Raw genomic sequence first — 11,952 nt, forward strand, 5'->3', positions numbered from 1 at the left:
CACCCTCTGCAAGCACCCTCTGGCGGGAAGTTGTGGGTCCCACACTCCGGGCACTTACCGAGGACGAGTCGGTATCGCTGGTCGAGCTGTCGCCACCACGTCGGGACGCTGATGTATGCTCCCATCAGTTCACACCTCCATTTTCGGAGACCACATGTCCACGCCTTCGCAGGTATTCGTCGTACGTGATCGACCTGGTTTCGCGGGTCCAATCAACATCGACCGACCCGTCGAGGCGGATCGCGGTGGCACTTGCTCCGTCGCCGTAGCCGACTACGACGACATCGTCCTCGCCTTCCTGCCACGCTGCGAGCAAGCCAAACAGTGAGCTCGCAGCCCCCGTGTCACCGAGCGATGACGTTCGTTCGTACACGTCCATGTCGGCGGCAACCGCTCGGCCGGCGCGGTACGGCATGCTCCCGTCGGGCGCGGTGGGAGCGAGAGCCGTCCCAGGGCGGTCGAGTGCGTCGACTGCGCCGGCGATGACCGACGTGTACGCGTCGCGTTCGAACGCCGTCGCGTCGTACGACTCGACATTGACCTGTCCGCGTTGACGGAACCTGGTCCCCGGGAATTCCTGCGTGTACGAAGCCGATTCCTCGATGGTTACCGGGCCGTCTTCGGCGATCAGAACCGCCACCGCACCCGCTCCGCTGGCGTGGTCGATTGCGCTGTCGGGCGCTCCGCTCGGACAGTCCGCAGCGACTGCAATAGCCGGCGAGACCCTCGATTCGATGGCATCGGTGAGCGCGGCGGTCCCGGCTCGCGTCGACTGCGTGTGTGTCGAGAGTTCGACGGAACGCCGCATGCCGATGATTTCGGCGACCTGTGCCGCGACGTCTCCCTCGTCGACCGGTGGCGTCGTCGTCCCCATCGCGAGCGCACCAACCTCGTCGCGCGAATACTCCGATGTAGCCAGTGCACTTTCAATTGCTTCGACAGCCATCGTGACAGCGTCCTCGTCGCTCTCAGACACCGCTTTTTCTGAGACGCCACGAGCTTGGAACGATCCCCACGCCTCCGCGAATTCCGATGCATCGATCCGGTATCGTGGGACGTACGCCCCACAGCTTTCGATAGCGTTCATTCCCATCCCTCCTCGAACACGTGCACAGCAACCGCACCGCCCGATCCACCAACATTGTGCGTCAACCCACAAGAGAGCCCGTCAACTTGTCTATCACCTGCCTCACCACGGAGCTGTTTGAACACTTCCGTCACCTGTCCGACGCCCGTTGCGCCGATCGGATGCCCCTTCGATTTGAGGCCGCCCGAGAGGTTAACCGGCCGCTCTCCGTCGGGGAGCGTCGCTCCGCTCTCGATGTATTCGCCCGCTTGGCCTGTCTCGCAGAAGCCGAGGTCTTCGTACGCGAGGAGTTCGGCGATGCTGAAACAGTCGTGTACTTCGGCAAAGTCGATATCGTCGACGGTGACGTCGGCGTCGTCGAAGGCCTGTTCGGCCGCCGCTCCGGTCGCGGGAATCTCGGTCAGCGACGGGCGCTGGAACAGACCCACACGGCCGCTCGCTTGACCGGTTCCAGTAATTCGGATCGGGTTGTCGGTCAGTTCGCGAGCGACCGACTCACTGGCGACTATCGCAGCGCTCGCGCCGTCTGACGTCGGACAGCAGTCGTAGAGATTCAGCGGTTCGGCGACGGTTTTCCCGTTCATCGCATCCTCGAGCGAGCACTCGAACCCGAGGTGTGCGTGGGGGTTCTTCGCTCCGTTTGCGTGGTTTTTGACAGCCACACGCGAGAGCTGCTCACGCGTCGTCCCGTACTTGTCCATGTGGGCGTCGGCCATCTGTGAGTAGACGCCGGCGAACGTCGTCCCGGCCATTCGCTCCCACTCGGTCTCGCCGCTGACGCCGAGCCAGTAGCGGGTCTGCTCACCGCTCATGTCGGTCATGACTTCGTATCCGCCCGCCAACGCGACGTCTGCCGTTTCGGCACGGATAGCGGTGACTGCCTGTCGAAGTGCGCTTCCACTGGCCGCACAGGCGTTCTCCACGCGCGTGCAAGGCACCCCGTCGAGTCCGACGTATTCAGTAACCGCTGGACCACCGAGGCCTAACTGACGTCCACCCACGCCTAGTGTGCCAACGAACGCCTCGTCGATAGTCGATTTGTCAAACTCGCCATCGATCGACTCGACCGCACCGACGAACGCCTCTCCAAACAACGATCTGTATGACTCCCGTGGAAATGCCCCGAAGTCGGATTGGGCTGCGCCCACGAGATATACGTCTCTCATGAATGTTCGTTTGTATAGGGGTTATAAACCGTTTCTGCTCCGGCGACATCATCCTGTTCGCTGAGGAAACTCCCCACCGACACCGGCTATTTCGGCCACGTCGCCGACAACTGGCGGGGAAAAGCTTTTCGCGGGACGTAGGGTTGGTTTGGTATGCAGATCGGAGTTATAGGAAGCGGTAGCATGGGGAGAGGAATCGCACAGGTTTCTGCGACAGCCGGGCACGACGTCGTGATCCAGGATATCGACGACGAACAACTTACCGCCGCGCTCGAAGACATCGAGTCGACGATGACCGGCGGCGTCGAACGTGGGAAGCTCTCCGCTGCGGAGCGAGACGCCGCGCTCGACCGGATCCAGAGCACGACGGATCTCGACGAGGCGGTGGGCGATGCCGAACTTGTCATCGAAGCCGTCCCCGAGAACTTAGACCTGAAACAGCAAGTGTTCGAAGACCTCGACGCGGCTACCCCGGACAGTGCGATACTGGCGTCCAACACGTCGTCACTGTCTTTGACCGAAGTTGCGAGCGTGTTAGAGCGACCCGAACGCGCGGTGGGACTGCACTTTTTCAATCCACCCCACATCATGGATTTGGTCGAGATAGTCATCGCAGAACAAACTGACGCGGAGACAGAGTCGACTGCGATCGAGTACGTCGAAGGCCTCGACAAAGAGGCCGTCGTCGTCCGTGACACGGCAGGCTTTGCATCCTCTCGGCTCGGCATTGCGCACGGGCTCGAAGCGATCCGAATGGTCGAGGAGGGAGTTGCGTCGCCCAGCGACATCGACGCCGCACTGCGAACCGGGTACGGACACCCAATGGGGCCATTGGAGCTGACAGATCACGTGGGGCTCGACGTTCGCCTCGACATCGCTGAGTACCTCCGCGAGGAACTCGGTGAGCGATTCAGACCACCACAACTTCTTCGACGTAAAGTCCGGGCAGGGAACTACGGCAAGAAGACCGGCGAGGGATTCTACGTGTGGGAAGACGGTGAAATAGCCAGCGAGGCTACCACGGGTGGTCGATAATGTCCTTCTCAGAGTACGAGACGCTGTTGACCTCGGTCGGCGAGGACGCTGAGCGAGTTGCGACGATAGCGATCAACCGCCCGGATGCGCGCAACGCGCTCAACGAACAAGTGCGACGCGACCTGACAGACGCGCTCGCGGTTGCAGAAGAGGATGAGGAGATTCGCGTCGTCGTCCTTACCGGTGCGGATGACTCGAACGCGTTCGTCGCGGGTGCCGACGTTACCGAACTCCGAGAGCGGGATCTCCTCGAACAGCGCGAAGCGAGCAAGCGTCCACGAGTGTACGAGATTGTCGACGATCTCTCGGTTCCGGTGATCGCGCGAATCAACGGGCACGCACTCGGTGGCGGGTGCGAACTCGCGCAAGCCTGTGACGTCCGTATCGCGGTCCAAGGTGCGAAGATTGGGCAACCCGAGATCAACCTCGGAATCATTCCTGGCGGGGGAGGAACCCAGCGGCTCGCCCGGCTCGTCGGCGAGGGCCAGGCGATGAAACTGATCCTCAGTGGCGAACTGATCGACACGAGCGAAGCACACGACATCGGTCTCGTCGATGAAGTGTACGACGAGGCTTCGCTCGACGACCGAGTGTACGAACTGGCCGGCACGATGGCGGAGAAGAGTCCGGTCGCCCTTGAACTCGCGAAGCAGGCGGTGAAAGCCAGTTCACGTATGGATCTCGAGGCGGGCCTCGATTACGAAGCGGAACTGTTCGTCCAGACGTTTGCCACCGAAGACAAAAACGAGGGTATCGACGCGTTCTTCGACGGCAGAGAGCCGGAGTTCACCGGCGAGTAACACAGAGAGCCAACCGTCGAAACGGTCGTCACTCGGAAGCCGTCTCTCTGTTCGATTCGATCTTCGCTCGCCACTTGTCTGGGATACGCATCGACGACCCGGTGTCGCCGTCGATCACGACTTGCGTGGTCTCTGCTCGCGCGGCGATTTCGTCGTCAGCGCGGATCTCATAGCGCATACCGATGCTCGAATTGCCGAGCTGTTCGATAGCGATCAGAACCTCGACTTGTTGCTCCAACTCGATCGACGCCTCATAATCAATCTCTAACCGCGCGACGACCGTGTCGACTTGATCCAGCCGCTCGCCAATCACGTCGCGGTAGTACCCTTGTCGCGCAGATTCGAGGTAGGTGACGTACACCGCGTTGTTGACGTGTCCCATCCCATCGATATCTCGGTATCGCGTCTGAATATCGGTACTGTAGCTAAACTCTGTCACGGTCTGTACTGAGCAAACGACCGCTCTTAGTTGTATCCGATGGGGGCGAAATCGCGGATCAGTACGACTTCGGAAGCCCGAGGACGTGTTCAGCGATGTAGTTTTTCACCATCTCGTTTGAGATCGGTGCGATGACGTTGATCATCGTTTCTCGCCAGTAGCGCTCCACGTCGTACTCGCTCGCGTATCCCATTCCTCCGTGAGCACGAATGGCGCGCTCACACGCCTCCAGCGAATCTTCGCTTGCGCGAAGCTTGACCGAGTTCGCCTCGGCACCGCAGTCGCGGTCGTTGTCGTACAGCCACGCCGCTTTGCGGACCATCAATTCGTCTTGTTCGAGCTTCGCCCACGAATCCGCCAGCGGATGCTGTACGGCCTGGTACGATCCGATTGGGTTGTCAAACACGACCCGCTCACCGGCGTACGCGGCCGCTTTCTCGATCGCCGCCTGTCCGACGCCGACCGAGTTCGATGCGAGCGCGATCCGTTCGGTGTTCGCGAATCGAAGGAGATAGCGGAATCCCTCGCCCTCCTCGCCAATGCGATCCGCGGCCGGAATTCGGAACTCGTCGAACCACACCTCATTTGAGTCTGATGCTCCCCGCCCCGCTTTCGGAATCTCGGCGACGTCGACGCCTTCTGCGTCTCGGTCGAAATCGGTGAAAAACAGCGTGAGGCCGCCGAATCGATCACTCTCCGCTCGCGGCTCGGTTCGGACGAGCAGCATGATCACGTCCGCCTCCTGGGCCTTCGACGTCCAGATCTTCTGCCCGTTGACGGCGTACTCATCGCCCTCACGTCGAGCCGTCGTCTCGATACGGGAGGTGTCCGTCCCAGCATTCGGCTCGGTGACGCCCGTACAGACCTGCACCGACCCGTCTGCGATTTTCGGAAGATACCGCTCCTTGTGATCCTCATCTGCGAAGGCCACCAGCGGTTCCGTACTGAACGTGTGGTGGGCGGTAATCGACGTCCCAGCCATCCCCGCTCCCGAGCGAGCAATCTCCTGCTGGACCAGCGACGCCTCCTGAACACCGTACCCTTGGCCACCGTACGCTTCGGGAATCGTGATACCACACCAACCGTCTGCAGCGAACGCCTCGAAGAACTCGACCGGATACTCGTGGTTCAGATCGCACTCACGCCAGTACTCGTCGCCGAACTCGTCACAGAGTTCCCTGACTTGTGATCGGATTAACCGCTGTTCGTCCGACAGCTCAAAATCCATACCACCCAGTATCCACCAGACCAGCTAAACGTTTCTCCCGTCACTGTGCCTGATTCGGATCAGGGCCCGATAGAACCGACTGCCGTTCGCTCATCGCCGTCAAACCACTTGATTGATGAGTTCCTTCCCTTGTTGGAGGCGACCGACGTTCTCACGGACGATGTCGCCCATGTCACGATAGTAGTCACGGGTGTAGGCAGCGGAGTGCGGCGTGACGATTACGTCGTCCATGTGCCACAGCGGCGACTTCTTCGGTAACGGTTCGGTCTCGAAGACGTCGAGTGCGGCGCCGGCGATGTCGCGATTCGCGAGTGCGTCGACGAGTGCCGATTCGTCAACGACGGCTCCGCGCGCGACGTTGACGAAGTACGCCTGGTCGCGCATCACCTCGAATGCCGTCGCGTCGAAGAGATTTCGAGTCGCATCGGTCAACGGAACGGTTACGATCACGAAATCCGCGCTGCCGATGGCCTCGTGGAGGTCGTCAACGGCGTACATTCGCTCGAACTCCGGAAGTGGATCCGCCGAGCGCCGAACGCCAATCGATTCGACACCGAGCCCGCTCAGAATAGTCGCAACGCCACTGCCTATCGTCCCTGTACCGACGATACAGGCAGTGGTGCCGGGGAGAGTGAACGCCTCGTCCCACGCCGGGCGCTCCCACTTCCGCTCCGTCGCATTGGAGATGTGCTTGTGAAGCCGCCGTGCGAACGCCAGCAGATATCCCGCCACGGTCTCGCCGACAGATTGACCGTGAATGCCGGTACTGTTAGTGAGCGTGACCCCCTCGTCATCAAGCGTCTGTAGTGGGAATCGATCGACGCCCGCCTGTGTCGCGTGGATCCAGTCTACACCACGCAGCGACTCGAAGTAATTGCGTGTGACGACTGCATCGCAGTCCGCGATCCCTGCTTCGTCTACGACTGATACCTCTACGGGGAGGTCGGAGAGATATTCAACCAGCTTTTCAGGGGGGAATATCGTCTCGACAGATTGGTGAACCCCGAGTCGGTCGGGCTTGCGTGTCATTATGTATCGCCCGAGTGGTGGTCATATCAATATTCGGGCAGGGAACTCGAAGTGAGTGGGATGACCGGCAACGTGTTCTACGTCGACGGGTATCTCCGAATTTCGGACCGTTCCAGCAGCAGTACACTCGAACGGAGACCTGGCACTCGCATCGATTTCACAGAACCGAATCCTTATACATACTACCTCGGTACCCGTTTCTCGTGGGAACCACTCCGTCGGAGAAGCTTTCCGCAGCCAAGCACGGCGCGATAGACCTGTGGAGCGGCGGACGCGGGAAGGTGCTCACTGCGGTCGCCGGCGGCTGGTTTCTCTCGATAGGCGTTCGGATGATCTATCCGGTGATGATCCCGTACTTACGGTCCGTCTACGGACTGGATCTGACGAGCGCCGGCCTCTTGCTCACAACCCTCTTTCTCGCCTATGCGATCGGACAATTCCCCGGCGGGATTCTCTCAGACCGGTTCGGTGAGCGAGTGACGCTCTCGGTAAGCGCGTTGATCTCCGCCATAACACTCACGCTCGTCGTCACTGCCCGCTCTCCGATTATTCTCTTTTCGGCGACAGCGCTGTTCGGATTCGGAACCGCTCTGTACGCCGTCGGTCGATACACCGTCCTCACACGACTCTACACGGATCGCCTCGGTGCTGCGAACGGTATCACTGCCGCATCACAGGACGCCGGACAGTCGATCATGCCCCCGATTGCCAGCGTGATCGCTGCGGTCACCCTCTGGCAATACGGGTTTGGCTTCGCAGTACCGCTTTTCCTGCTCTCTGCCGCCGCCCTGTGGCTGATCGTCCCGCCTCTGCCTCCGGAACCGTCTGAGAAAGACACTGGCTTCTCGGTCGAAACGCTTCGGATCCTCGGCACCGAACTCCGACAGCAGTCCGTCATTTACGCCACTGCGGTGCTCATCCTCGGCCTGCTCGTCTGGCAGGCGTTTACCAGCTTCTACCCGACGTATCTCGTCGAGGAAAAGGAGCTCTCGACGACCGCGGCGAGCCTCTTGTTCGGTGCGTTCTTCGCGCTCGGCATCCTGATCAAACCGCTCGCAGGTGCGGCCTACGACCGGTTCGGGATTCGGCGATCATTGACGATTGTCGCAACCGGCCCAACCATCGGACTGCTCGCCCTTCCATTCGCGCAGCGTCTCTGGACCCTCACGCTCGTGACGGCTCTCGTGAGCACGCTGCTCGGGTTTGCAACGGTCGTCGAACCATCGTTGCTTAGCTCTCTGCCTGAAGACGTGCGAGGAACGGGATTCGGTGTGTTGCGCTCCGTGGCGTTTTCCATCGGCGCCACGAGTCCGGCGCTGTTCGGTGCCGCAGCCGACCGTGGATTCTTCGACGAGGTGTTCATGCTTTTGGCCGTTCTCGCGATGGGGATGATCGTCCTCGCATTCCGGATCCCAGAACGTCCAGAGCCCGCTCAAAATGCACCCGAATAGGGCGGATTGGCGCTGTTGATTCGCTCAGACGTTGAGCTACTGTGACCAAGTCACGGTCAATACAGCGGACTCACGGATCGCACAGTGCGGGGACCATCGGGTGATACAGTCGGATCACCGATCCGACTGACGATATTTGATGCTGACTCGCAGTGGACACACCGCCTGCCGTCATCAGGTACGATACGGACCAGCCTTCTCTCCCCCATCGTGTAGGCCGTGTTTTGTTCTAGGGCTCACGTTGATCGATGAAACTATATCTTTTTGCTACTCCCATCGGTATCGCGACCTAATGGAGCCTGTTCCTCGACCGACCGATCCGCTTGGTAGTCACTCATCGGAGCCTATCGTCCGAAGACCACGGTACCAGTCCGCCGACGATCCGAAGGCCGGGTGCAAGAATGACTGAGCAATCGAGCGACCGCGACTTCCGAACCCGGTTTAAAAATGGCGACGCACTCGGGACGTGGATATCGATCGGTCACCCAATGATCGCAGAAGCCGCGGCGAGGGCGGGATTCGATTTCGTGCTCGTCGATACCGAACACAGTGAGATAAGCCTCGAAACCGTCGCGGAACTCACCAGAGCGGCCGCAGCCTCCCCAGACGACCTCGCCGTGATCGTTCGGCCGGCATGGAACGACCCGGTTCGGATCAAGCGCATTCTCGACATCGGTGTAGACGGAATCATGGTCCCGATGATCGACACGCCGGACGCGGCCGAAGAACTAGTCCGTGCGACGAGGTACCCCCCGGACGGTGACCGTGGGGTCGCGTCTGGTCGAGCGGCCGGCTACGGTCAGAATTTCGTGGAGTATGTCAAGAGCGAGCACCGATCGTTGATCACGATCGCACAGATCGAGACGCCGACCGGAGTCGACAACGCGAGGGAAATCGCCGACACGGATGGCATCGATGCGCTCTTCGTGGGGCCGGCAGACCTGTCGGCGTCGCTCGGAGTCTTCGCCGAGTGGGACGCCCCCGAACTGAACGATGCTATCGACAGCGTGCTCACCGACGGCGCAACCGCTGGCATCCCTGTCGGCACACTCACCGTCCGCGAAGCGGACGTGGCAGATCGCGTCGAACAAGGATTCGATTTCTTGATTGCGGGCAAGGATATGACGACGCTGATAGAGCAGGGCGAACGGATCCGCGACACGTACGAACAGAGCGACGCCGGCCGTTCCTGATCGACACCGGTGGGGAGCTATTTATTAGGCCTCTCGTCGGGAGTTGATGGTCGTGTCGAGAGGCACCCGCGCACGGCAGATCTCAGTCGTTCATCCAGACGCCGGACTGCGGTTCGTATGGATCGGTCGGGATCTCGACAAGGGTCGGTCCCTCGCTCGCTATTGCGTCGGCGACGACGGTTTCGATCTCGTCGGGCGTTTCCGCCCGCTCGACGTCGAGGCCCAGTCCCTCGGCGACGGTGGTGTACGAGACCGGGGTGTCATCCCATCCGTACTCGCCTTCGTCCATCCGGTAGTTCCGGCCGGCTTCCTCGCTGATAATCGCGTAGTCGCTGTTGTTGAGGACGACGACGGTCACGTCGATGTCCTCGTCGGCCAGGGTGTGCAGTTCGTGCACACACATCAGCAGGCCGCCGTCACCGGTGAGTGCCACGACGTCTTGCTCGGGGTTGGCGAGTTTCGCTCCGATAGCGGAGGGTACTCCCGACGCCATAGTCGCCCACGAGCCCGGATTGACGTAGTTCCGCGGCTCGTAGGCGGGGAACGTCAGGAGCGTCCAAAGTCGGAAGCCGCCCGCGTCGACGGCGATAATCGCATCTCGCGGCGTTCCCTCTCGGATCGCGTCCAACGCCGTGACGGACGTCAAGGGGGCCTCCGTCACTCCGCGCAGTTCCTCGAGGCGAGCGTCGACAGCCGACCGCGTTTCGCCAGCCCGTTCGACGCCGGTCCCACCCGTAATCGTTCGCTGGCTCAGTTCGTCGTCCAGTGCACTGAGCGTTCGTGCCGCGTCGGCGACGATGCCGACGGCCGGATCGTAGCCGGTCCCGATATCGTCGGCATTGAGGGTAACGTGAATCAGATTCTCGGGAACTTCGATCGACCAATTATGGAGCGAGACCGCGTCGAAATCGGTCCCAACACCGAGTGCCGCGTCCGCGTCGGCGATGAGTTCTTTGACATCGGTCCCGGTGCCGCCACAGAGCACGCCGCCCATCAGTTCGTGATCGTCCGGGAACGTTGCTTTGCCCTTGTACGTGACGACGACCGGTGCCTCGAGACGCTCGGCCACCGCTCGCAGTTCGTCGCTCGCCCCAGATGCCCGGATGCCGCCCCCGGCGATAATAATCGGCTTCGACGCGTCCGCGAGAAGGTCGGCCGCGGCCTCGACTTTCTCCTCGGGAACGCCGCTGAACGTCGTTGGCTCCACTTCGCCCTGCTCTGCCAGCGTGACGTCCATCTTGAGGAAGTTCTTCGGGATACCTACCCGGACGGGCCCTTTCGGGGCCGTCTGTGCGATGTCGATCGCACGCTGTAGTTCAGCGACGGTGCTCTGTGGGGTCTCAACCGTGATGTTCTCTTTGACGACGTTGTCGTAGGTGTCCGGAGGCGTCTCGTGAATCCCGTCGCCGCCGCGGATCTCCGGTTCGGTCTCGACTGCCATGTGGAGGAGCGGCGTACAGTCGTTCAGTGCGTTCTTCAATCCGTTCATGGCGTTCATGTCCCCCGGTCCCGGGATGACAACCGTGCCGGCCATCTCCTCGCTCGTTTCCGCAAAGCCCCATGCCTGATGGGAGACGGCCGTCTCGTGTCGAGCCATAACGAACCGGATATCATCGCGCTCGCTGATCGATTCGTTCAGTGGTAGCGACTGCTTGCCAGGAATGCCGAACAGGGTGCCAATGTTGTTCTCGGTCAGGCAGTCGATAATGGCCTCATTGACCTTCATTGAAATGGGGTCCGCAGGGTAGTGGGGTAAAGCTTTAGGTAAGAACGTATAGAGGCGAGAGAACGTATCCTCCCGTCGTATAGCGATCATGGTGCAGATCGACGACCGCTTCTCTCGATGGGGTAGCCAACGCCGGTACGTTTTTATCCCGATAATTGATGATGGGGGCATGGACGTATTGCATACGGCCGTCTGGGTCGACGACATCGAGACGCAACTGACGTTTTACTGTGACGGACTCGGCCTCGAGCCCACGCGCGAGTTTGATCTTGACGGCGTGACGAACACGTACATCGCTGGCGAGAGTGACACGGAAATCCAGTTTAAACACGATGGCACCGAGCGGAATATCGAGCCAGCCGGACTCGATCATATCGCCGTCGGCGTCGACGACGTGGATGCGACTGTCGACGAACTCGTCGAACACTACGGGGGCGAAGTCGTCAACGAGGCCCGAACGCTTTCGGACAAGGGCGTTCGGATCGCGTTCGTGGCCGACCCCGAAGGCTACGTGGTCGAACTCATCGAAACGCTCGATGAGTAACCGTTCGAGCCTAATGGTATGAGAGACGACAAGCGAAGCACTCTCGGTACGCTCCTCGAAACCGAGCGACGGTTCTACTCGGTTCTGCCTGGCAAAGACATGTACAGTAAACTGTTGTTCCGGTCGTTGCTGTGGTTCACACTGTTCAGTATCGCCTACACCCTCGCTGTCAGGCTGTAGGGGCCGTCCCGCAGGGGTTATATGACGGTCGGTCGCATACCCCTCGGCGTGACATCGAACCCGACTGAGCGAAT

Annotated in this window: 11 protein-coding genes and 1 pseudogene; 5 read left to right on the forward strand and 7 right to left on the reverse strand. The window is 60.8% G+C overall.

Translation table 11 applies throughout. From position 1 onward, the window contains the following. Window positions 1–11: 11 nt before the first annotated feature. From ACNS84_RS03890 to ACNS84_RS03900, 3 genes and pseudogenes are all read right to left on the reverse strand, one after another. Window positions 12–125 (reverse strand): annotated as a pseudogene (locus ACNS84_RS03890) (zinc ribbon domain-containing protein); the annotation flags it as partial. Continuing rightward, window positions 125–1,087, reverse strand: a complete 963-nt coding sequence (locus ACNS84_RS03895) for a hypothetical protein (protein ID WP_435073521.1) — start codon at window positions 1,085–1,087, stop codon at window positions 125–127. The gene ACNS84_RS03895 and the pseudogene ACNS84_RS03890, both read right to left, overlap by 1 nt. After that, window positions 1,084–2,253 carry a thiolase domain-containing protein gene (locus ACNS84_RS03900; RefSeq protein ID WP_435073522.1) on the reverse strand — a complete coding sequence of 390 codons (1,170 nt, stop codon included), beginning with the start codon at window positions 2,251–2,253 and terminating at the stop codon, window positions 1,084–1,086. Before ACNS84_RS03900 ends, ACNS84_RS03895 begins: the two co-directional genes overlap by 4 nt. Before the next feature lie 153 nt (window positions 2,254–2,406). On the opposite strand from ACNS84_RS03900, the gene ACNS84_RS03905 reads away from it, so the two are divergent. Then, on the forward strand, window positions 2,407–3,288 hold the full coding sequence (locus ACNS84_RS03905; RefSeq protein WP_435073523.1) for a 3-hydroxyacyl-CoA dehydrogenase family protein: 882 nt from the start codon (window positions 2,407–2,409) through the stop codon (window positions 3,286–3,288). Then, window positions 3,288–4,088 (forward strand): enoyl-CoA hydratase/isomerase family protein, encoded by an 801-nt coding sequence (locus tag ACNS84_RS03910; protein ID WP_435073524.1) that lies wholly within the window; start codon window positions 3,288–3,290, stop codon window positions 4,086–4,088. The genes ACNS84_RS03905 and ACNS84_RS03910 overlap by 1 nt, the downstream gene beginning before the upstream one ends. Window positions 4,089–4,116: 28 nt before the next feature. On the opposite strand, the gene ACNS84_RS03915 is transcribed toward ACNS84_RS03910, so the two are convergent. From ACNS84_RS03915 to ddh, 3 genes are all read right to left on the reverse strand, one after another. Next, window positions 4,117–4,527 (reverse strand): acyl-CoA thioesterase, encoded by a 411-nt coding sequence (locus ACNS84_RS03915; protein ID WP_435073525.1) that lies wholly within the window; start codon window positions 4,525–4,527, stop codon window positions 4,117–4,119. A gap of 58 nt (window positions 4,528–4,585) precedes the next feature. Continuing rightward, on the reverse strand, window positions 4,586–5,755 hold the full coding sequence (locus ACNS84_RS03920) for an acyl-CoA dehydrogenase family protein (RefSeq protein ID WP_435073526.1): 1,170 nt from the start codon (window positions 5,753–5,755) through the stop codon (window positions 4,586–4,588). A 99-nt stretch (window positions 5,756–5,854) separates the two neighbouring features. Next, the gene (gene ddh / locus ACNS84_RS03925; protein WP_435073527.1) at window positions 5,855–6,784 is read right to left on the reverse strand and encodes a D-2-hydroxyacid dehydrogenase; all 930 of its coding nucleotides are present in this window, start codon (window positions 6,782–6,784) and stop codon (window positions 5,855–5,857) included. Between the two features lie 203 nt (window positions 6,785–6,987). Here ddh and ACNS84_RS03930 point away from each other — a divergent pair, with 203 nt between their 5' ends. Beyond that, window positions 6,988–8,235, forward strand: coding sequence for an MFS transporter (locus tag ACNS84_RS03930; protein WP_435073528.1), 1,248 nt, complete (start codon window positions 6,988–6,990; stop codon window positions 8,233–8,235). 401 nt (window positions 8,236–8,636) lie between these two features. Next, the gene (locus ACNS84_RS03935; RefSeq protein ID WP_435073529.1) at window positions 8,637–9,428 is read left to right on the forward strand and encodes an HpcH/HpaI aldolase family protein; all 792 of its coding nucleotides are present in this window, start codon (window positions 8,637–8,639) and stop codon (window positions 9,426–9,428) included. A gap of 82 nt (window positions 9,429–9,510) precedes the next feature. On the opposite strand, the gene ACNS84_RS03940 is transcribed toward ACNS84_RS03935, so the two are convergent. Further along, window positions 9,511–11,154: a thiamine pyrophosphate-binding protein gene (locus ACNS84_RS03940; protein ID WP_435073530.1), complete on the reverse strand. Its 1,644-nt coding sequence runs from the start codon at window positions 11,152–11,154 to the stop codon at window positions 9,511–9,513. Window positions 11,155–11,323: 169 nt separating this feature from the next. On the opposite strand from ACNS84_RS03940, the gene ACNS84_RS03945 reads away from it, so the two are divergent. After that, a complete protein-coding gene (locus tag ACNS84_RS03945; RefSeq protein WP_435073531.1) occupies window positions 11,324–11,698 on the forward strand; it encodes a VOC family protein in 375 nt (124 codons plus the stop codon). Window positions 11,699–11,952: the final 254 nt, after the last annotated feature.

This window comes from Halorubrum wangae (assembly GCF_051194135.1).
Taxonomy (GTDB): Archaea; Halobacteriota; Halobacteria; order Halobacteriales; family Haloferacaceae; genus Halorubrum.